The 21,373-nt window shown below is 66.0% G+C and carries 19 protein-coding genes and 1 pseudogene; 14 read left to right on the forward strand and 6 right to left on the reverse strand.

Annotated features, from left to right (window positions below):
- The 5 genes and pseudogenes from QMX81_RS15555 to QMX81_RS15575 all read right to left on the reverse strand — a co-directional run.
- A pseudogene (locus QMX81_RS15555) lies at positions 1 to 181 on the reverse strand (DUF2058 domain-containing protein); the annotation flags it as partial.
- 9 nt (positions 182 to 190) lie between these two features.
- Complete coding sequence (locus tag QMX81_RS15560) at positions 191 to 430, reverse strand: SlyX family protein (RefSeq protein WP_019185948.1); 240 nt, start codon at positions 428 to 430, stop codon at positions 191 to 193.
- Entirely contained in the window at positions 423 to 1,772 is a 1,350-nt protein-coding gene (locus QMX81_RS15565; protein WP_282262809.1) for a UDP-glucose/GDP-mannose dehydrogenase family protein, read from the reverse strand. Before QMX81_RS15565 ends, QMX81_RS15560 begins: the two co-directional genes overlap by 8 nt.
- 22 nt (positions 1,773 to 1,794) lie before the next feature.
- Positions 1,795 to 2,775 (reverse strand): FKBP-type peptidyl-prolyl cis-trans isomerase, encoded by a 981-nt coding sequence (locus QMX81_RS15570; RefSeq protein ID WP_121037926.1) that lies wholly within the window; start codon positions 2,773 to 2,775, stop codon positions 1,795 to 1,797.
- 84 nt (positions 2,776 to 2,859) lie between these two features.
- Positions 2,860 to 3,465, reverse strand: a complete 606-nt coding sequence (locus QMX81_RS15575; RefSeq protein WP_121037929.1) for a glutathione peroxidase — start codon at positions 3,463 to 3,465, stop codon at positions 2,860 to 2,862.
- Positions 3,466 to 3,929: 464 nt separating this feature from the next.
- On the opposite strand from QMX81_RS15575, the gene QMX81_RS15580 reads away from it, so the two are divergent.
- From QMX81_RS15580 to QMX81_RS15610, 7 genes are all read left to right on the forward strand, one after another.
- Positions 3,930 to 4,184 (forward strand): hypothetical protein, encoded by a 255-nt coding sequence (locus QMX81_RS15580; RefSeq protein WP_282262813.1) that lies wholly within the window; start codon positions 3,930 to 3,932, stop codon positions 4,182 to 4,184.
- Between the two features lie 2 nt (positions 4,185 to 4,186).
- The gene (locus tag QMX81_RS15585) at positions 4,187 to 4,549 is read left to right on the forward strand and encodes a GntR family transcriptional regulator (protein ID WP_019185943.1); all 363 of its coding nucleotides are present in this window, start codon (positions 4,187 to 4,189) and stop codon (positions 4,547 to 4,549) included.
- Positions 4,546 to 5,421, forward strand: a complete 876-nt coding sequence (locus tag QMX81_RS15590; protein ID WP_121037935.1) for an ABC transporter ATP-binding protein — start codon at positions 4,546 to 4,548, stop codon at positions 5,419 to 5,421. Before QMX81_RS15585 ends, QMX81_RS15590 begins: the two co-directional genes overlap by 4 nt.
- A complete protein-coding gene (locus QMX81_RS15595; protein WP_282262822.1) occupies positions 5,418 to 6,446 on the forward strand; it encodes a hypothetical protein in 1,029 nt (342 codons plus the stop codon). The genes QMX81_RS15590 and QMX81_RS15595 overlap by 4 nt, the downstream gene beginning before the upstream one ends.
- Positions 6,447 to 6,473: 27 nt before the next feature.
- The gene (locus QMX81_RS15600; RefSeq protein ID WP_121037941.1) at positions 6,474 to 7,358 is read left to right on the forward strand and encodes a hypothetical protein; all 885 of its coding nucleotides are present in this window, start codon (positions 6,474 to 6,476) and stop codon (positions 7,356 to 7,358) included.
- Positions 7,359 to 7,388: 30 nt separating this feature from the next.
- Complete coding sequence (locus tag QMX81_RS15605; protein ID WP_282262827.1) at positions 7,389 to 7,997, forward strand: DUF2884 family protein; 609 nt, start codon at positions 7,389 to 7,391, stop codon at positions 7,995 to 7,997.
- Between the two features lie 93 nt (positions 7,998 to 8,090).
- Positions 8,091 to 8,516, forward strand: coding sequence for a hypothetical protein (locus tag QMX81_RS15610; RefSeq protein ID WP_121037947.1), 426 nt, complete (start codon positions 8,091 to 8,093; stop codon positions 8,514 to 8,516).
- 176 nt (positions 8,517 to 8,692) lie between these two features.
- Here QMX81_RS15610 and QMX81_RS15615 read toward each other — a convergent pair whose 3' ends face one another.
- Complete coding sequence (locus QMX81_RS15615; RefSeq protein ID WP_121037950.1) at positions 8,693 to 10,105, reverse strand: class II fumarate hydratase; 1,413 nt, start codon at positions 10,103 to 10,105, stop codon at positions 8,693 to 8,695.
- A gap of 295 nt (positions 10,106 to 10,400) precedes the next feature.
- On the opposite strand from QMX81_RS15615, the gene QMX81_RS15620 reads away from it, so the two are divergent.
- The 7 genes from QMX81_RS15620 (at position 10,401) to lpdA (ending at position 21,279) form a co-directional block, all read left to right on the forward strand.
- On the forward strand, positions 10,401 to 11,723 hold the full coding sequence (locus tag QMX81_RS15620; RefSeq protein ID WP_121037953.1) for a hemolysin family protein: 1,323 nt from the start codon (positions 10,401 to 10,403) through the stop codon (positions 11,721 to 11,723).
- 37 nt (positions 11,724 to 11,760) lie between these two features.
- Positions 11,761 to 13,128 carry an adenylosuccinate lyase gene (gene purB, locus QMX81_RS15625; RefSeq protein ID WP_123730904.1) on the forward strand — a complete coding sequence of 456 codons (1,368 nt, stop codon included), beginning with the start codon at positions 11,761 to 11,763 and terminating at the stop codon, positions 13,126 to 13,128.
- 63 nt (positions 13,129 to 13,191) lie between these two features.
- A complete protein-coding gene (locus QMX81_RS15630; RefSeq protein ID WP_282262831.1) occupies positions 13,192 to 14,595 on the forward strand; it encodes a cupin domain-containing protein in 1,404 nt (467 codons plus the stop codon).
- 14 nt (positions 14,596 to 14,609) lie between these two features.
- Positions 14,610 to 15,518: a GNAT family N-acetyltransferase gene (locus QMX81_RS15635; RefSeq protein WP_282262833.1), complete on the forward strand. Its 909-nt coding sequence runs from the start codon at positions 14,610 to 14,612 to the stop codon at positions 15,516 to 15,518.
- A gap of 185 nt (positions 15,519 to 15,703) precedes the next feature.
- The gene (locus tag QMX81_RS15640; RefSeq protein ID WP_121037962.1) at positions 15,704 to 18,535 is read left to right on the forward strand and encodes a 2-oxoglutarate dehydrogenase E1 component; all 2,832 of its coding nucleotides are present in this window, start codon (positions 15,704 to 15,706) and stop codon (positions 18,533 to 18,535) included.
- 43 nt (positions 18,536 to 18,578) lie between these two features.
- On the forward strand, positions 18,579 to 19,781 hold the full coding sequence (sucB, locus tag QMX81_RS15645) for a dihydrolipoyllysine-residue succinyltransferase (protein WP_121037965.1): 1,203 nt from the start codon (positions 18,579 to 18,581) through the stop codon (positions 19,779 to 19,781).
- A 61-nt stretch (positions 19,782 to 19,842) separates the two neighbouring features.
- Positions 19,843 to 21,279, forward strand: coding sequence for a dihydrolipoyl dehydrogenase (lpdA, locus tag QMX81_RS15650; RefSeq protein WP_282262836.1), 1,437 nt, complete (start codon positions 19,843 to 19,845; stop codon positions 21,277 to 21,279).
- Positions 21,280 to 21,373 lie beyond the last annotated feature (94 nt).

Here is a 21,373-nt window from a genome sequence, read left to right on the forward strand (position 1 = left end):
GGGCGGGCCGCTGGCCCTCGCCGGGCTTGCCGGCCGGGCGCGCGCCCTGCGGCTTGCCGGCCGGGCGGCCATCGCGGCGCGCGTCGGGTCGACGATCCGGCTTGCGGTCGTTGGTTCGTTCGGGTTTGGGCGCGGCTTTGAAGCCAAGGCCCAGCAGCTGGTCGCGGAGAGTATCGCTCATGACGTCAGATCAGTAGTGCGGCGGCGGCGGCTCTTCGGCCGAATCGGAATACAACGCGGTGCGGACCTTGCCGAGGTCTTCGAGCAGGATGCGGGTCAGGTCGGCATTGCGGTTGCCTTCCATGCGCGCATCGGCCAGGGCCTCGCTCAGTTCGGCCAACGCCTGCTCCTGGAAGGAGACGCGCATTTCCAGCTCGATCAGGCGTGCTTCCAGTGCCTGTTCGCGCTCGGAGGGTGTGGACTCATGCATTCAACGAACGTCCCCGGCCAATGCCGTAATAAGCCAGGCCCGCGGCTTCGATGTCCTGCGGGTCGTACAGATTGCGGCCGTCGAACACGACCGCATCGTTGAGCATTTCACGCAGGCGGACGAAATCCGGGCTGCGGAACTGCTTCCATTCGGTCACCACGACCAGCGCATCGGCGCCCTCGAGGGCGTCATAAGCGTTGTCGCAGAACACCAGATCATCGCGCTCACCGAAAATGCGGCGCGCTTCTTCGGTCGCTTCAGGATCGTAGGCGCGCACCTGCGCACCGGCCTCCCACAGCTGCGCCAGCAGGCGGCGGCTGGAGGCTTCACGCATGTCATCGGTGTTGGGCTTGAACGCCAGGCCCCACACCGCGAAGGTCTTGCCGCGCACGCCTTCATCCTCGCCACGGTCGTAGTGGCGCTGGATCAGGGCGTACAGATGGCCCTTCTGGTGTTCGTTGACGGCTTCGACCGCGTTCAACAGCTTCGGCTCATGGCCGTACTGCTGAGCGGTCCGGGCCAGCGCCTGCACATCCTTGGGGAAGCACGAGCCACCGTACCCGGCGCCGGGGTAGATGAAGTGCCAGCCGATGCGCGGATCCGAGCCGATGCCCTGGCGGACCTGCTCGATATCGGCACCGACCTTCTCGGCGATGTTGGCGATTTCGTTCATGAACGAAATCTTGGTCGCCAGCATCGCGTTGGCCGCGTACTTGGTCAGCTCCGCCGAGCGCACGTCCATCTCCACCACGCGGTCGTGGTTGCGGTTGAACGGCGCATACAGGCGGCGCATCAGCGCGACCGATTCGGGATTGGACGCGCCCACCACGATGCGGTCCGGCCGCATGCAGTCGGCGACCGCGTCACCTTCCTTGAGGAATTCGGGGTTGGAGACCACGTCGAACGCGATCTCCACGCCGCGGTCGGCCAGCGCCTGCGCGATGGCCTCACGGACTTTGTCGGCCGTGCCTACCGGCACGGTCGATTTGTTCACCACCACCACCGGCACGGTGATGTGCCGGCCGATGGTGCGGGCCACGGCCAGCACGTACTGCAGGTCGGCACTGCCGTCCTCGTCCGGTGGCGTGCCCACGGCAATGAAAATCACCTGGCCATGCGCGATCGCGGCGGCGGCGTCGGAGGTGAAGGTCAACCGCGACGCATCGTGGTTGGCCTTGACCATCGGCTCCAGGCCGGGCTCATAGATCGGAACGATCCCGTTGTTGAGGCCGTCGACCTTGGCCTGGTCGATATCGACACAGATCACCTGGTGGCCAACCTCGGCCAGGCAGGTACCCGTGACAAGACCGACGTAGCCGGTACCGAAAATCGCAACGCGCATGGGCGGTGGTGCTCCAGATCCGTTACGGCAGAACGTTCAGCAGCTCGACGTCGAACGTCAGCGTCGCGTTCGGACCGATCGGGCCACCCGGGGTGCCCTGCTCGCCATAGGCCAGCTCGCCCGGAATCCAGAAGCGGTACTTCGAGCCGGTCGGCATCAGCGAAACGCCTTCGGACCACCCCTTGATCACCTGGTCCAGACCGAACTCGATCGGCTGGCCACGCTGGTAGCTGCTGTCGAACACGGTGCCGTCGAGCAGCTTGCCTTCGTAGTTCACGCGCACCTTGCTGGTCGGCATCGGGCGCTCGCCCGAACCCGGGCGCAGCACCTGGTACTGCAGGCCCGAGGCGGTGGTCACCACGCCCGGCGCGGTCTTGTTCTTGGCCAGGAAGTTGTTGCCATCCACGCGGTTGGTACCGGCTTGGGCGGCGGATTTGGCGTCCATTTCAGCCTGCTTGCCCTTCATGAAGCCTTCCAGCGTGGCCTTGGCCTGCTCGGCGCTCATCTTCGGAGTGCCGTTGTTGAAGGTGGTGCTGACCGCATCGAACAGCGCGTCCAGGTCCAGATCGTCCTTCAGCGGTGCCAGCGACGGGCCCACGGCGAAGCTGCCCAGCATCAGGCCGACCTTTTCACGGTCCACCTTCGGCGGCGCGGTGCCCGGCGCAACGCCCGGAACCGGCTGGCCGCTCTTGGCCATCACGGCCTGGCGCAGGGCGGCATCGGTCTTCTGCGCCTCTTCCTGGCTGATCAGCGGCTGCTTGCCTTCAAAGGCATTGGTCACACCGCGACGCAGGGCGGCCAGGTCGATCTCGCTGGAGATCGGACCGAACGAATTGGCCACATCGATACCGATGGCGTAGCCGAGCTTTTCCCGTTGGGTGTTCAAAGTGGAAGTCTCCTTGACAGCCGCGCGGGCGGCTGGTTGTTGCGACATCGCGGTACCGGTGGCACCCATCGCCAGAATCAGAACCGACGCCGCGGCGCCGCGCATTCCCATCTTCATTCGCTGCATTCCTGGAAGTGACTGGACGCCGACGTCGGCGCGAAAGCAACCATTGTCGCACGCGCGTCCGAGATGTCGATATCGTCAGCGCGTGTTGGTGGTGACAGAGAGTTCACGTTCGATCGCCGCCACCAGCTTCGGATCGTCCGGCGTGACCTTGCTCGGGAACTGCGCTACCACCCGGCCATCGCGGCCGATCAGATACTTGTGGAAGTTCCAGCCCGGGGACACGCCCGTGGCGGTGGCGAGACTGCGGTACAGCGGCGTCGCATCCGGCCCGGTCACCACCACCTTCTGGAACATCGGGAACTTCACGCCGTAGGTCAGCGTGCAGAACTCCTGGATCTGGCTCTCATCGCCCGGCTCCTGACCCTTGAAGTCGTTGGAGGGGAAGCCAAGCACCGAGAAACCACGCGCGGCGTACTTGCGCTGCAGCGCCTCCAGACCTTCGTACTGCGGGGTGAAACCGCACTTGCTGGCGGTATTGACCACCAGCAGCACCTTGCCGCCGTACTGCTTGGCCAGGTTGACCTCGCCCTTGCCGGCCAGCGGGCGGTAGCTCACATCCAGCAGATCGGCCGCCTGGGCCGACGCGCCCACCAGCAGGCTGGCCGCCAGCAACAGCAGGGACCAAGGCGCCCGGCGCGCAGCGCGGTCGCGACGGACAGACGACAGAGACACGTGGTGCATCGCGACACTCCAAAGTGGGGACAACGAGGGGGTGAACGGGCCTGGCAAGGGCTGCCAAGGCTGCGGCGGGCACTATATCACCGGTGTTTTTGCCGCCGGACGCCGCCGGTCCGCCGGTTTCAGGCACACGCAAGCAACGCGGTCGCAGCGCCCCATGCAGGGCGCGGGCCCAGCGCATTCGGGGGCTGCTTTGCCGCGTTTGGCGGTGTCGGTTGCGGTAGCGGGCATCCGCATCCCATTGCCTGAATGCGCTTACGGCTTGCCATACCATTGACATCAATGAATGTGCGCTGGCGCATGTCGCCGTCGCGCATCCAAAAAACATCCTTTCCATTCAAAGACTTGGGAGATTCCGGACGGCGCCGCCAGGCCCCTGCCATCAGTTGGGTATCGCCCCCTGTTGATCTTCGGCGTGCCGGTGTTATAGTTGCATACAACACCAGTCACCTAGACAGGGGAAGCCCATGAACCGCATGCGCCACCGCCACGCCGCCAAAGCCGTCACCGCCGCCTCGGCGCTGCTCCTGCTCGGCTGGTTCGGCATCCCCTCCGGTGACGCTGGCAGCCCTGCCAGCGCCGATGTGTTTGAAGGCCCGCAGGACGCAGGCGTCATCGAGGCAGGGACCGCCAACGGCGCCCCCACGCCCCCCCGCCGGCTGCACAGCTCCCTGTCCATGCCTTACTTCTCATTCGCGCAGTCGCTGAACCCACGGAGCTGACCATGAGCGATATTCAATGGAGCGATGGTGCTCCGATCTACCGCCAGCTGAAAGAGCGCGTGATCGCCATGATGCTTGACGGCATCATCAAGCCCGGCGACGCCTTGCCTTCGGTCCGGCAGGTTGCCGCCGAGTACCAGCTCAACCCCATCACCGTATCGCGCGCCTACCAGGAACTGGCTGATGAAGGCCTGGTCGAAAAGCGCCGCGGCCTGGGCATGTTCATGACCGAGGAAGCGGCCACGCAGCTGCGCAGCAGCGAGCGCGACCGGTTCCTCAATGAAGAATGGCCGCTGGTCCTGGAGCGCATCCAGCGCCTGGGCCTGAACCTCGACGAATTGCTGCCCCAGGGGAAATCCTCATGAATGCCGTTGCAAGTGATGTCGTCATTTCCGCTCGAGGCCTGCGCAAGGCCTATAAACAGACCGTGGCGCTGGACAACACCAGCTTCACGATCGCGCCCGGCCGCATCACCGGCCTGATCGGCCCCAACGGCGCCGGCAAGACCACCCTGCTCAAGGCGCTGCTCGGCCTGACCTCGGTGGAAGGCGAGCTGCGCGTGCTCGGGCTGGACCCGACCGAGCAGCGCAATGCCCTGATGAACGATGTGTGCTTCATCGCCGACGTGGCGGTGCTGCCGCGCTGGATGAAGGTGCGCGAGGCGATCGATTTCGTCGCCGGCACCCATCCGCGTTTCGACCGGGCGCGCTGCGAGCGCTTCCTGGCCTCCACCAAGCTGCATCCCAAGCAGCGCGTGCGCGAACTGTCCAAGGGCATGATCGTGCAGCTGCACCTGGCCCTGGTGATGGCCATCGATGCCAAGGTGCTGGTGCTGGACGAACCGACCCTGGGCCTGGACATCCTGTACCGCAAGGAGTTCTACCAGCGTCTGCTGGAGGACTATTTCGATGAGCAGAAGACGATCATCGTCACCACCCACCAGGTGGAAGAGATCGAGCACATCCTCACCGATGTGATGTTCATCCGTGATGGCCGCATCGTGCTCACCACCGATATGGAAGACATCGGCGAGCGCTATACCGAAGTGCTGGTGTCGGCCGATGCCGTCGAGGCCGCGCGCGCACTCAAGCCGATCGACGAACGCGCCCTGCCCTTCGGCAAGACCGTGCTGCTGTTCGACGGGGTGCCACGCGCCCAACTCACGCCCTTGGGGGAAATCCGCAGCCCGGGGCTGGCGGATCTGTTCGTGGCCATCATGAAGGGAACCTACGCATGAACACCGTCAACCACCCCATCAGCAAGGCCAGTTCGTTCAAGTGGCTGCTCAAGCGTGAGTACTGGGAAAACCGTGGCGGGTTCCTGTATGCGCCGGTGATCGCCGGTGGCATCTCGCTGGTGATGAGCCTGCTCGGCATCGTGTTCGGCCTGGTGGCCATGCACCGTGCGGTCAAGAGTGGCGGCCTCCACCTCAACGACGAAAACGTCAGCATCAACGGACTGGACCTGAGCCTGCTGACCAGCAAGCTCGATGCCAAGAACCTGCATGACCTGGCCAACGGCCTGGATCTGACCCTGATCCTGAGCTCGGGCTGGCCGCTGATCGTGCTCGCCTTCGTGGTGTTCTTCTACTGCCTGGGCGCCCTGTACGACGACCGTCGCGATCGCAGCATCCTGTTCTGGAAGTCGCTGCCGCTGTCGGATACGTCCACCGTCCTGTCCAAGGCCGTGAGTGCGCTGCTGATCGCCCCGCTCATCGCGGTGATTGCCTCGGCCCTGACCATGTTGGGCTTCCTGGTGATGATCTCGATCGTGGTGATCGCCCACGGCGGCGACCCGATGCTGCTGATCTGGGGCCCGGCCAGCCCACTGACCATTCTCGCCGGTCACCTGTCCTGGATCCCGGTCTACCTGCTCTGGGCCCTGCCGACCGTTGGCTGGCTGCTGCTGTGCTCGGCCTGGGCCAAGACCAAGCCGTTCCTGTGGGCGGTGATGCTGCCGCTGTTCGCCGGCATCATCGTCAGCACCACCAAGGTGATGACCCTGTTCGACCTGACCGGCGGCTGGTTCTGGAAGCACATCGTGGGCCGCCTGCTGCTCAGCGCGGTCCCGGCCAGCGACCAGTTCTACCGCGGCGAGTCGATGTTCAGCGGCAACGGCAACATGGACAACCTGGTCAACGAACTGGGCCCGAGCCACCAGCTGGCTACCTTCGCCATGCCGGAACTGTGGATCGGTGCCGCCGCCGGCGTGGTGTTCCTGTTCCTGGCCATCCGCCTGCGCCGCCGCGCCGGCGAAATCTGATCCCTGCCCTTCACTGAGGAGCCACCCATGATCCGCACGCTCGCTGTTGCTTCCCTGTTGTTGCTGCCGCTGACCGCCCTCGCCGATGAACCGCAGTGCAAGTTCAACGAAGTGCGTGACCTCAAGCTCGACCTGGCCGGCGCCAAGGCGGTGGTGTTCGAAGTGAACCAGCACGACCTGGTGCTGCAGGCCGGGCCGGGTGCGGCCCAGCTCGGGGGGCGCGCCTGCGCCTCCAATGCGGATTGGCTGCGCGAACTGACCGTGACCCAGCAGAAGGTCGGCGACAAGCTGGTCGTCCGCCTGCAGCGCGACGCCCGCAACACGCTCACCATCAGCGGCAGCAGCTATGCCTACCTGGACATGCGCGGCACCGTACCGGACTCGATCCTGGTCCAGCTCAAGGTCGGCTCCGGCGATGCCAGCGTCACCGGTGCGCACTCGCTGAGCGCCGACGTCGGCTCGGGTGACATCAAGGTTCAGCAGATCAAAGGCCTGGTGACCGCAGCGGTCGGCTCGGGCGATGTCATCCTCGACGGTGCTGGTGCGCTGAACCTGCTCTCGGTCGGTTCCGGCGATTTCAAGGCCCGCAACATCCGCGGCGATGCCAAGGTCGGCACGATCGGCTCGGGCGACTTCGAGCTGGATACCGTGGGTGGCAACGTCGAGATCGGCGTGGTCGGCTCCGGTGATACCGATGTGCGCAAAGCCAAGGGCAACGTGCGCGTCGGCACCGTCGGCTCCGGCGACACCGACCTGCGCGATATCGGCGGCAGCGTCACCGTGGACCGCCATGGCTCCGGCGATGTCACCGCGCGCGATGTCGGCGGCGACCTGCGCGTGGCCAACAGCGGCAGCGGCGACATCCGCCACAGCAACGTGCGCGGCCGGGTGGAACTGCCGCGCGGCAAGTAAGCCTCTCTTCTTCTCTGACGGATACGCATCATGACGACTCGACTGCTGCTGCCTGCCCTGCTGTTGTGCCTGCCGATCGCAGCCTGTACCGCCCCCGACAGTGGCAAGGGCAAGGCGCCCGCCGACCAGAGCGCCGCCACCCCGGCGACCAGCGCGCTGGATACCGATGGCATCGGCAAGACCGTGCAGGAGGCCACCGAGAAGGCCCGCCGGGAGATCAGCCAGGGCAACATTTCCATCGCCAACGGGAAGACCCCGAAGGCGGAGATCAGCCCGCAGGGCGACCTGCTCATTGATGGCAAGGCCGTTACCGTGGATGCCCACCAGCGTGCGCTGCTGCTGGACTACCGCAAGCAGGTCGAGCAGCTGGCCAGTGCCGGCATGGAGATCGGCGTGGCCGGTGCCAATCTCGGCGTGAAGGCGGCCGGCGAAGCCATCAAGGGCATGTTCTCCGGCGACACCCAGGGCATCGAGGCGCGCGTGAACGACGAGGCCAGGAAAATCGAGGACCAGGCCAAGAAGCTGTGCGGGCTGCTACCCGGCATGATGGTGAAGCAGCAGGCGCTGGCCGCTGCGCTGCCGGCCTTCCAGCCCTACGCAACGATGGACCAGAGCGACATCGACGACTGCGGCAAGTAATCCCGGCACTGCCTGCGACGATGCGTCGCAGGCAGGCCCTTCCCGGCGCCGGAGGACTACAATCCCCCTTCCCGTCGCATGCGTTGCCTGCTCATGAAGAAGCTGAGTCTGTTGCTGTTCGCCCTGTTCTGCCTGGTCGCCACCGGTTGCGATCAGGAGTACCGCAATCACCGCGCCGAGCGCAGCAAGCCGAAGATCACCGTCAGCGACGGCATGGTCACCGTGCGCCGCGCGCCTGCGCCGAACATCATCATCCTGCCCAACGGGCACATGAAGATCGATGAGATCGAGATTCCGCTCAACGAAGAGCAGCAGGCGATGCTGCAGGGCATGTTCGGCCAGCTGCAGGTGCTGCGCCAGAACACCCTGACCGACGCCCCGCCGGACCCGGCCAAGCGCTCGGTGAAGATCCAGGTCCCCGAGGGCATGCAGCCGATCCCGCCGGACCTGATCACGAAGATTCCGGAATTCAAGGACTACACCGAAACCTTCGGCAACCTGCAGGCCGCTCGCCACTGAGTGTGTGCGCGAGCCCCGCAGTGACCGGCAGGCCCCTGGGCAAATGTCCCCCGTCCGCCGCCTGGCGGCGACGGCCTCCTCCTTGATTTTGCCCTGGGGCCCGCCGGCCGATACGGAGCTCACGCACAAAAAAACGGGCCGTTCGGCCCGTTTTTCGTTTCAGGTAGTGCGAGCGGTCAACCGCCCCCACCTCCACCGCCATGGATGCCACCGGCAGTCAGTGCCGCCGGATCCAGCAACCTGCGCAGTTCGGCTTCGGACAGGCCACTGTCTTCCTTGGCCACGTCCAGCACCGGGCGTTGTTCCTTGTAGGCGCGCTTGGCAATTGCCGCCGCCTTCTCGTAGCCGATGATCGGGTTCAAGGCGGTCACCAGGATCGGGTTGCGATCCAGTGCCTCGCGGACGCGATCCTCGCGCACCTTTAACCCGGCGATTGCGGTATCGGCGAGCAGGCGGGTGATGTTGGCCAGCAGATGGATGCCATCAAGCAGGTTGGCCGCGATCAGCGGCAGCGTCACGTTCAACTGGAAGTTGCCGGTCTGGCCGGCCACGGTGATCGCGGTGTGGTGGCCGATCACCTGGGCACACACCATCACGGTGGCTTCGGGAATCACCGGATTGACCTTGCCCGGCATGATCGAGCTGCCCGGCTGCAGCGCCGGCAGTTCGATCTCGCCCAGCCCGGCCAGCGGCCCGGCATTCATCCAGCGCAGGTCGTTGGCGATCTTGATCAGTGCCACCGCCAACGCATTGAGCTGGCCGGACAGTTCGACCGCATCGTCCTGTGCGGCCAGGCCTTCGAACTTGTTCTCGGCGCTGTCGAACTTGATGCCGGTCTGCTGCTTGAGCTGCTTGGCCACCAGCGCGCCGAAGCGCGGGTCGGCATTGATGCCGGTGCCGATCGCCGTGCCACCCAATGGCAGGCGACGCAGCCGCTTGAGGCTGTCTTCGATCCGATCCTGGGCCGAGGACAACTGCGCCGACCACGCGCCGAATTCCTGTTCGAAGGTCAGCGGCATCGCATCCATCAGATGGGTGCGGCCGGTCTTGACCACCTTGCGCAGTGCGCGGCCGCGCTTGTCGATGGTCTTGCGCAGGTGCACCAGCGAAGGCAGCAGCTGCTCATGCACGCCCAGCAGCGCGGAGACACGCAGCGCGGTGGGAATCACATCGTTGGAGCTCTGCCCCTGGTTGACGTGATCGTTGGGATGCACCGCGGTCTTGCCGGCCTTGCCCGCGCGGTTGGCGAGCGTGGCGATGACCTCGTTGGCATTCATGTTCGAGGAGGTGCCCGAACCGGTCTGGTACACATCGATCGGGAAGTGCGCGTCGTGGCGGCCGTCGGCAACGTCCGCCGCCGCCGCTTCGATGGCCTTGCCGATGTTGCGCGGCAGATGGCCCAGCTCGACATTGACGTTCGCCGCAGCGCCTTTGACCAGGCCGAGCGCGCGGATGAAACCGCGCGGCATACGTTGGCCCGACACCGGGAAATTATCGACGGCGCGCTGGGTCTGCGCGCCCCACAATGCATCGGCGGGCACCTGCAGCTCGCCCATGCTGTCGTGTTCAATCCTGAAACCCTTGCTCATTGCTTCAACTCCGCACATCTTTCGTGGATGAAAGGGAACCTGCGGCTGGCAACGGGCCTGATTCCCTGGCTGGCGGCTCGCATCACGATACTCCCAAGCGCCGTTGAAACCCAAGGCCGCGATGGATCGGCTAGACTCGGGATTCGCTTCCATTCAGACAGCCTGCCGCCCCCATGGGTGACGATCCCGACAGTAGTACCGGGCGTGCCGCCGCGCACGCACCGATGACCGCCCTCGCCGCCCCGGCGACCGCGGGTACCCCCTCGCCCCTGGCAGCGCCGCTGCGGGGCCGCGAATGATCGGCAACCTCCTGCTCCTTGCGCTGGCGCTGCTGCTGGTGGTGCTCAACGGTTTCTTCGTGGCCGCCGAGTTCGCGCTGGTCAAGCTGCGCCACACCCAGGCCGTGGGCCTTGCGGAAAAAAACGGCTGGCGTGGGCGCCTGCTGCTCAACGTGCACGCGCACCTGGATGCGTATCTGTCCGCCTGCCAGCTGGGCATCACACTGTCCTCGCTGGGCCTGGGCTGGGTGGGTGAACCGGCGTTCGCGCATCTGCTGCAGCCGCTGTTCGATACGCTGGGGTTGACCCCGGAAGCCTCGCGCCTGACCGCTTTCATCATCGCCTTCAGCATCATCTCGTTCCTGCACATCGTGCTGGGCGAACTGGCCCCGAAGTCGATGGCGATCCGCCGCCCGGAAGCGATGTCACTGTGGACGGCCGCACCGCTGTACCTGTTCTACTGGGCGATGTACCCGGCCATCTGGCTGCTCAACAACAGCGCCAACGCGCTGCTGCGCCTGGCCGGCTGGGGGGATGTGGAGCACACCTCGCACCGTTATTCGCGCGAGGAGCTCAAGCTCATCGTGGGCCGCCAGCAGCCCACCGGCAGCGCGCCGGACCAGGACCTCACCCTGATGAGCCACGCCCTGGAACTGCCCGAACTGGTGGCCGGCGACCTGATGCGCTCACGCGACCATATGCGTTCGTTCCGCGACGGGATGAGCCTGGCCGACGTGATGGCCGAGTTCGCCGAGAGCCGCTACAGCCGCTACCCCTGGTTCGACCGCGACGGCGAGGAAGTGCTCGGCATCCTGCACATGAAGGACCTGCTGGTGGAAATCGCCCGCGGCAACCCAACCGACGATCTGCGCCCGCTGCTGCGCCCGGCCAACCTGATCGCGCTGGAGACCCCGGTGCCGCTGGTGCTGGAGCGCTTCCGCACCGGCACCACCCACCTGGCACTGTGCGTGGAAGAACACGGCCGCATCCTGGGCTACTTCACCCTGGAAGACCTGCTGGAAGTGGTGGTCGGCGATATCGAGGACGAGCACCCGCATGTCGTCAAGGACGCCCCGACCCGCGGCGCGGACGGCACCCTGCTGGTGGCCGGCTCGACCTCCATCTTCCGGCTGGAGCGGCTGCTGGGGCATGACCTGAGCGCGCCGGACCACCTCAATTCGGTCGGCGGGCTGATCGTGCACCAGCTCCAGCGCCTGCCCGAGGAAGGCGAGCAGCTGGAGATCGACGGGCACCTGTTCACGATCAAGCGCATGGCCGGGCACCGGATCCAGGCGGTGACGGTGCGCATGGCACAGGCCGAGGACGCCGGGGCAGCGTAGAATGACGGCCCCCGCTGCCACCGATCTGCGCCCTGCCATGTCCGAATTCGCCCTGCTCGCCCTGTCCCCGCTCGATGGCCGCTACGCCGGCAAGGTCGACGCCCTGCGCCCGATCTTCTCCGAATACGGCCTGATCAAGGCCCGCGTGAAGGTGGAAGTGGAATGGCTGCTGGCACTGGCCAATGAGCCGGGCATCGTCGAACTGGCCCCGTTCTCGGCCGCTGCCACCGCGCGCCTGCGGGCCCTGGCCGATGACTTCGCCCCGGCCCACGCCGCGCGGGTGAAGGAGATCGAGCGCACCACCAACCACGACGTCAAGGCCGTGGAGTACTTCATCAAGGAGCAGCTCACCGCCGATGCCGAGCTGGGCCCGGCGCTGGAGTTCGTGCATTTCGCCTGTACCAGCGAAGACATCAACAACCTCAGCTACGGCCTGATGCTTGAGCAGGCCCGCCGCGAGGTGCTGCTGCCGTCGCTGGACAACATCGCCGGCGTGCTGCGCGCCCTGGCCCACGCCCAGGCTGCCCAGCCGATGCTGTCGCGCACCCACGGCCAGACCGCCTCGCCGACCACCCTGGGCAAGGAAGTGGCCAACGTCGTGGCCCGTCTGGAGCGCCAGCGCCGCCAGATCGCCGCAGTGGAGCTGACCGGCAAGATCAACGGCGCGGTGGGCAACTACAACGCGCACGTCATCGCCTACCCCGACGTGGACTGGCCGGCCTTCGCCCAGCGCTTCGTGGAAAGCCTCGGCCTGGTGTTCAATCCGTACACCACCCAGATCGAACCGCATGACAACGTCGCCGAGATCGGCGATGCCGCGCGCCGCGCCAACATCATCCTGATCGATCTGGCCCGCGACGTCTGGGGCTATATCTCGCTGGGCTACTTCAAGCAGAAGCTCAAGGAAGGCGAAGTCGGCTCGTCGACCATGCCGCACAAGGTCAACCCGATCGATTTCGAAAACGCCGAAGGCAACTTCGGCATCGCCAACGCCCTGTTCGAGCATTTCAGCGCCAAGCTGCCGATCAGCCGCTGGCAGCGTGACCTGACCGACTCCACCGTGCTGCGTGCGGTCGGCACCGCGTTCGGCCACACCCAGGTCGCCTTGGACTCGTTGGCCAAGGGCCTGGGCAAGCTGACCGTGAACCCGGAACGCCTGGACGCCGACCTGGACGCCGCGTGGGAAGTGCTGGCCGAAGCCGTGCAGACCGTCATGCGCCGCCACGGCCTGCCCAACCCCTACGAACAGCTCAAGGCCCTCACCCGTGGCCAGGGCATCACCACCGAATCGATGCAGGCCTTCGTCGAATCCCTGGAGCTGCCGGCCGACGCCAAGCAGAGCCTGCGCGCCCTGACCCCGGGCGGCTACATCGGCCTGGCGGCGGACCTGGCCAAGGCGATCTGAAGGCATGGGCGCGGCACCGTCGCGCCCCCCAATACCCGTCTATACGCTGCAAGGATCTCCCCCATGGCCGCACGCAAGACCAAAACCCCCGTCATCGACATCCAGGCCCGCCCCGGCCTGCCGCTGGGCATGCCCGCCGCCACCTTCCTGCGCGATTACTGGCAGAAGCGCCCGCTGCTCATCCGTGGCGCCTTCCCGGATTTCGAAACCCCGGTGCAGCCCGAAGACCTCGCCGGTCTGGCCTGTGAAGAAGGCGCGCTGTCGCGCCTGATCACGCACGATCGCGCCACCGATGGCTGGAGCGTGCGCACCGGCCCGTTCCAGGAAGAGGAATTCCCCGGCATGCCCGACCACGACTGGACCCTGCTGGTCCAGGACGTGGACAAGTGGGACGCCGACGTGCGCGCCCTGATCAGCGACTTCAACTTCCTGCCGCGCTGGCGCATGGATGACGTGATGATCAGCTTCGCCGCCACCGGCGGCTCGGTCGGCGCCCATGTGGACCAGTACGATGTCTTCCTGCTGCAGGCCCATGGCCATCGCCGCTGGCAGATCGACGCCAGCGAATCCATCAAGGGCAAGCGCCCGCCGCTGGACTTCCGCGACGACGTCGAACTCAAGCTGCTGCGCCGCTTCAAGCCGACCCACGACTGGGTGCTGGCCCCGGGCGACATGCTCTACCTGCCGCCGAATGTGCCGCACAACGGCGTCGCCGAAGACCCCTGCCTGACCTTCTCTTTCGGCATGCGCGCCCCGGCCTCCGCCGAGCTGATCAGCGACTACCTCGATACCCTGATCGAGGGTGCCGACGAGTCCGTCCGCTACCAGGATCCGGACCTGAAGGTGCCTGAAGATCCGAACGAAATCGACGTGGTCTCGATGAACCGCGTGGTCGAAGCGCTCAACGCCATCCGCATGAACGATCCGGACAGGCTCGGCGACTGGTTCGGCCGCTTCATCACCACCTACCGCGCCGCCGGGGAAGTGATGGCGCACGGCGAACCGCTGCCGCGCGAAGAAATCGAAGCCGCACTGGGCGCAGGCGTGGAACTGCAGCGCCACCCGTGGGCGCGGCTGGCCTGGCGTCGTGCCAAGCGCGGTGCCAGCCTGTACTGCAGCGGCCTGGACTTCGCCCTGCCGGTCAAGGATGCGCAGGTGCTGGCCGGCGCCGAACAGATCGGCGCGGCGCTGTACCAGAAGCTCTCGGCCAAGGGCCGCGATGCCGTGCAGGCGCTGGTCGCCGGCGGCTTCTACCAGCTGGTGGACGATACCGGGTTCGAGGACGAAGACGACTACGTCGCCGAGTACGACATCGTCGACGGCACCGACGCGGTCGAGGTCATCGATGACGAGGCCATCCAGGCCGATGTGCACGAGGTCACCATCCATGACGACGGCATCGAAGTGATCGTCGATTTCGACGACAGCGACGAGACCGACGGCAAGGACGAGCCCCCGCGCGGCTGATCCGCCCGCCCGCCATGGCCGCCTCCGGTTTCCAGGTTGACGTGGTCGATTACCCGGCGCAGCACGCCGCGCTGCACCGGGTGCGGTTCACCGTGTTCGTCGAGGAACAGCAGGTACCGGCCGAGCTGGAGATCGACGCGCTCGATCCCCTGAGCGTGCACGTGCTGGCCCGGGACACCGACGGCACGCCGATCGGTGCTGGCCGGCTCACCCCGGATGGCCGGATCGGCCGGATGGCGGTGCTTGCGGCATGGCGCGGCAAAGGCGTTGGCGACGCCCTGCTGCAGGCCCTGATCGAGCAGGCCCGGGCCCGTGGCTGGCGCGAGGTCGGGCTGCATGCGCAGCTGCCGGCCCGCGTGTTCTACACCCGGCAGGGCTTCCTGCCCGAGGGCGAGGTGTTCGAAGAGGCCGGCATCGCCCACCAGCACATGCGCCTGGCCCTGTCCGGGGCGGTCGCGATCGACCGGGCCGAGGACGCCGTGGCGATCACCACCGCGCTGGTCCACCGCGCCCGCCGCCAGCTCTGGATCCACAGCCGCCAACTCGACCCCGGCCTGCTTGATGCACCGCCGGTGCTGGAGGCGCTGCGCCGCTACGCCACCGCCCGCCACGACAAACATGCCTGGCTGATCGTCCACGACAGCGCCGCCATCCGTCAGGCCGGCTCGCCCCTGTTGACCCTGCTACAGCGCCTGCCGAGCGTCTTCCGGGTGCGCGAAGCAAGCGATCCGATCGACCGCGCCACGGCATCGGCCTGTCTGCTCAATGACGCCGGCGACTACTACTTTCGTCTGAGTGGCCACCGCTTCGACGGTGAGGCGGGTTTGTCCCAGCCGGCACGTTCACGACCGTTGCAGGACGGTTTGCAGCGCGTATGGGAACGTTCGCGTGATTGCAGCGAACTGCGCGCACTGGGCCTGTAGCTCACCCCACGCTCCCGAACCTGTCTGGGAATGACACCGCGGTCCCCGCACTGGCCCGTACGGTGCCCCTTCCTGTCTCGATGGGGGTACAATTTGGGGTGTTAGATACCGCCCGCGCAGGGCTATTCACTTTTCCCTGCCGGATCATCGAAGCCTTACCCCACAAGCGAATCCGACTCTCCATCGTGGACAATCAACTGAAGCAGTTTGCGCAATCTTCGCAGCTCGCCGGCGGCAACGCCTCCTATATCGAGGATCTGTACGAGCAGTACCTCGTTTCTCCGGACAGTGTCGATCCCAAATGGAAGACCTACTTCGACGGCTTCCAGGGCCGCGAAGCCGGTGATATTCCGCATTCGGCCGTCATCGCCCACATTGCCGACGCCGCCAAGAATGCCGTCAAGAGCGGCACCGCCGCCGGTGCCGGCGACGAGCGCGAGCGCAATGTCGGCCGCCTGATCACCGCCTACCGTTCGCGTGGCCACATGGCCGCCCGCCTGGACCCGCTGAGCCTGACCGCGCCGACCAATCCGCCGGATCTGGGCCTGCCGTTCCACAGCCTGTCGGAAAGCGACCTGGGCAGTGAGTTCAGCACCGGCGGTGTCGCCGGGCAGCCGCGCATGAAACTGCGCGACCTGCTGGAGCGCCTGAAGAAGACCTACACCGGCTCGATCGGTGCGGAATTCATGCACATCTCCGAGGTCGAGCAGCGCCAGTGGCTGTACCAGCGCCTGGAACTGGCCGGTGGCAACTACAACCTGGATGCCGATACCCAGCGCCGCACCCTGGAGCGCCTGACGGCTGCCGAGGGTCTGGAGCGCTACCTGCACACCAAGTACGTCGGCCAGAAGCGCTTCTCGCTGGAAGGCGGCGATGCGCTGATCCCGATGATGGACACCATCATCCGTGACGCTGGCAAGGATGGCGTCAAGGACGTGGTGATCGGCATGGCCCACCGCGGCCGCCTGAACGTGCTGGTCAATACACTCGGCAAGAGCCCGCGCAAGCTGTTCGACGAGTTCGAAGGCAAGTTCGAGCACGATGACCACGCCTCCGCCGGCGACGTGAAGTACCACATGGGCTTCTCCGCCGACGTCTCCACCCCGGGCGGCGCCGTCCACCTGGCGCTGGCGTTCAACCCGTCGCACCTGGAAATCGCCGATCCCGTCGTGGCCGGCAGCGTGCGCTCGCGCCAGGAACGTCGTGGCGATACCGCCCGCAAGCAGGTGATGCCGATCCTGATCCACGGCGACGCGGCCTTCTCCGGCCAGGGCGTGGTGATGGAGCTGTTCCAGATGTCCCAGGCCCGCGGCTTCGCCGTCGGTGGCACGGTGCACATCGTGGTCAACAACCAGGTCGGTTTCACCACCTCCAACCCGCTGGATACGCGCTCCACGCGCTACGCCACCGACGTGGCCAAGATGATCGCCGCCCCGGTGCTGCACGTGAATGGCGACGATCCGGAAGCCGTGGTGTTTGCTGCCCAGCTGGCCTTCGAGTTCCGCCAGAAGTTCGCCAAGGACGTGGTCATCGATCTGATGTGCTACCGCCGTTGGGGCCATAACGAGGCCGACGAACCGGCGATCACCCAGCCGCTGATGTACCAGGTGATCCGCAAGCACCAGACCACCCGCGAGCTGTACGCCGCGGCGCTGGAAGCTGCCGGCGTGATCGAAGCCGGTGGCGGCAAGGCGCTGGTCGATGCCTACCGCAACAAGCTCGATGCCGGCGAAGTCACCACCGAGCTGGCCCAGGTCGAAAAGACCCCGGCCACCAGCAAGATGTACGTGGATTGGCCCAAGCTGCTCAACGGCAAGCTCTCCGACGCGGTCTCCACCGCGGTCGGCATGGAGAAGGTCAAGCAGCTGGCGCAGATGATCAACACCGTGCCTGAAGGCGTGGAACTGCACTCGCGCGTGGCCAAGGTCTATGACGACCGCCGCAAGATGGCCGCCGGCGAGATCCCGGGCGACTGGGGCTTTGCCGAGAACCTGGCCTACGCCACGATCCTCGACGAAGGCAACAACCTGCGCCTGGTCGGCCAGGACGTGGGCCGCGGTACGTTCACGCACCGCCACGCGATCCTGCACGACCAGAAGACCGACAACTACTACCTGCCGCTGCGCCAGCTGGTCGAGTCGCCGGAACAGGCCACCATCATCGATTCGCTGCTCAGCGAAGAAGCGGTGATGGCCTATGAGTACGGCTTCTCCACCACCGATCCGAACACCCTGTGCATCTGGGAAGGCCAGTTCGGCGATTTCGCCAACGGCGCCCAGGTCGTGATCGATCAGTTCATCGCCGCCGGCGAAGCCAAGTGGGGCCGCATCACCGGCCTGACCCTGCTGCTGCCGCACGGTTACGAAGGCCAGGGCCCGGAGCACAGCTCCGCGCGCCTGGAGCGCTTCCTGCAGCTGTGCGCACTGGAGAACATGCTGGTGTGCGTGCCGTCGACCCCGGCGCAGGCGTACCACATGCTGCGTCGCCAGATGCGCATGACCACCCGCAAGCCGCTGATCGTGATGTCGCCCAAGTCGCTGCTGCGCCACAAGCTGGCCGTGTCGACCCTGGAGGAACTGGCCAACGGCGAGTTCCAGCACCTGATCGGCGATGCCAACGCAGACGCCAAGAAGGTCAAGCGCGTGGTGCTGTGCTCGGGCAAGGTCTACTACGACCTGCTGGAAGACCAGACCAAGCGTGGCCAGGACGATGTCGCCATCATCCGCGTGGAGCAGCTGTATCCGTTCCCGCGCGTGGCACTGGCAGCAGAGCTGAAGAAGTATGGCAAGGCGGCCGATGTGGTGTGGTGTCAGGAAGAACCGCAGAACCAGGGTGCCTGGTACCAGATCCGTCACCACCTGCAGGCGTGCCTGGCCGATGGCCAGAGCATCCATTACGCAGGTCGCGCCCGTTCGGCATCGCCGGCCGCTGGACACATGGCTGACCACATCATCGAACAGCAGAAGCTGATCGCCGATGCCCTGGTCAACCCGTTCAACGACTCGGTCGCTGAATAACTCTCCCCCTCATTCTAGAAAAGACAAACCAGGAAGCTCCCGCATGGCCACCGAAGTCAAAGCCCCGGTACTGCCCGAATCCGTCGCCGACGGCACCATCGCCACCTGGCACAAGAAGGTCGGCGATGCCGTCAAGCGCGATGAAAACCTGCTTGATCTGGAAACCGACAAGGTCGTCCTGGAAGTGCCGTCGCCGGTCGACGGCGTGCTGAAGGAGATCAAGTTCGAGGTGGGCGCCACTGTGACCTCCAGCCAGGTCGTGGCGATCATCGAAGAAGGCGCCGTGGCCGATGCCCCGGCGCCGGCCGCGGAAGAGAAGAAGGCCGAGGCCGCACCGGCCAAGGCGGCGGCTCCGGCCGCTGCCGCAGCGCCCGCACCGGCCGCCAAGTCCGCTGCCGACTCCCTGCCCCCGGGCGCCCGCTTCACCGCCATCACTGAAGGCGTGAACCCGGCCGACGTGGACGGCACCGGCCGTCGTGGCGCAGTGACCAAGGAAGACATCGTCAACTTCGCCCGTAACGGTGGCGCCGGCAAGTCGGGTGGCGCACGTCCGGAAGAACGCGTGCCGATGACCCGCATCCGCAAGCGCATCGCCGAACGCCTGATGCAGTCCAAGAACGGCACCGCGATGCTGACCACCTTCAACGAGGTCGACCTGTCCAAGGTCTCGGCCGCGCGCAAGGATCTGCAGGACGAGTTCGTCAAGGCCCACGGCATCAAGCTGGGCTTCATGAGCTTCTTCGTGAAGGCCGCCGCCAACGCGCTGCAGCGCTTCCCGCTGGTCAATGCCTCGATCGATGGTGATGACATCATCTATCACGGCTACTCGGACATCTCGATCGCCGTGTCGACCGAGAAGGGTCTGGTGACCCCGGTCCTGCGCAACGTCGAGCGCATGTCGTTCGCCGACATCGAAAAGACCATCGCCGACTACGCCAAGAAGGCCCGTGACGGCAAGCTGAGCCTGGAAGAACTGCAGGGCGGCACCTTCACCGTGACCAACGGCGGCACCTTCGGCTCGCTGCTGTCGACCCCGATCATCAACCCGCCGCAGAGCGCCATCCTGGGCATGCACGCCATCAAGGAGCGTCCGATCGCCCAGAACGGCCAGGTCGTGATCGCGCCGATGATGTACCTGGCGCTGTCCTACGATCACCGCATCATCGATGGCAAGGACTCGGTCCAGTTCCTGGTGGACATCAAGAACCAGCTGGAAAACCCGGGCCGCATGCTGTTCGGCCTGTAAGACCTCCCACCCCTCCGCGCCTGCGCGGAGGGGTTCTGGTAAAGAAACAAGGAATATCTCAATGGCTGAACAATTCGACGTCGTCGTCATCGGTGCCGGCCCGGCCGGCTACCATGCCGCCATCCGCGCCGCGCAGCTGGGTCTGAAGACCGCCTGCATCGACGCCGCGCTGGGCAAGGACGGCAAGCCGGCCCTGGGCGGCACCTGCTTGCGCGTGGGCTGCATCCCGTCCAAGGCGCTGCTGGATTCCTCGCGCCAGTTCTGGAACATGGGCCACATCTTTGGCGACCACGGCATCAGCTTCAAGGACGCCAAGATGGACGTCGAGGCGATGGTTGGCCGCAAGGACAAGATCGTCAAGCAGTTCACCGGCGGCATCGCCATGCTGTTCAAGGCGAACAAGGTCACCGCGTATTACGGTTTCGGTGAGCTGCAGCCGGGCAACATCGTCAAGGTGAAGCAGCACGACGGCTCGGAAGTCGAGCTGAAGGGCACCAACGTCATCATCGCCGCCGGTTCGGATTCGATCGAACTGCCGTTTGCCAAGTTCGACGGCGAGACCATCGTCGACAACGTCGGCGGCCTGGACTTCACCGAAGTCCCCGCCCGCCTGGCCGTGATCGGTGCCGGCGTGATCGGCCTGGAACTGGGCAGCGTCTGGAAGCGCCTCGGTTCGGAAGTGACCATCCTGGAAGCCCTGCCGGACTTCCTGGCCGCGGCCGATGCCGAAGTGGCCAAGACCGCCTTGAAGGAATTCAAGAAGCAGGGCCTGGACATCCGTCTGGGCGCCAAGGTCTCCAAGGCCGAGGTGAGCGGCAAGGGCAAGAAGAAGGAAGTCGCCCTGACCTACACCGATGGTGAAGGCGAGAAGAGCCTGATCGTGGACAAGCTGCTGGTGGCCGTTGGCCGTCGCGCCGCCACCAAGGGCCTGCTGGCCGAAGGCACCGGCGTCAAGATCAACGAGCGTGGCCAGATCGAAGTGGACGCGCACTGCCACACCGGCGTCAATGGCGTCTGGGCGGTCGGTGACTGCGTGCGCGGCCCGATGCTGGCGCACAAGGGCTTCGAGGAAGGCATCGCCGTGGCCGAGCTGATCGCGGGCCTGCCGGGCCACGTCAACTTCGACACCATCCCGTGGGTGATCTACACCGAGCCGGAGCTGGCCTGGGTCGGCAAGACCGAGCAGCAGCTCAAGGACGAAGGCATCCCGTACAAGGCGGGCAGCTTCCCGTTCGCCGCCAACGGCCGTGCCGTGGCGATGATCGAGCCGACCGGCTTCGTGAAGGTCCTGGCGCATGCCGAGACCGATCGCATCCTGGGCATGCACCTGGTTGGCGCGAATGTCTCCGAGCTGGTGCACGAAGGCGTGCTGACCATGGAGTTCAGCGGTTCGGCCGACGACCTGGCGCGCATCTGCCACGCCCACCCGTCGCTGTCGGAAGTGGTGCATGACGCCGCCATGGCCGTGAGCAAGCGCGCGATCCACAAGGCGAACTGAGCCGTGTTGGTGGCGTAACGAAAAACCCCGCTTCGGCGGGGTTTTTTGTGGGCGATCGGTAGTGCCGGCCGCTGGCCGGCTCCACGCCCTCCCC

The sequence above is a fragment of the Stenotrophomonas sp. PS02301 genome, from assembly GCF_029959485.1.
GTDB classification, from domain to species: Bacteria; Pseudomonadota; Gammaproteobacteria; order Xanthomonadales; family Xanthomonadaceae; genus Stenotrophomonas; species Stenotrophomonas maltophilia_Z.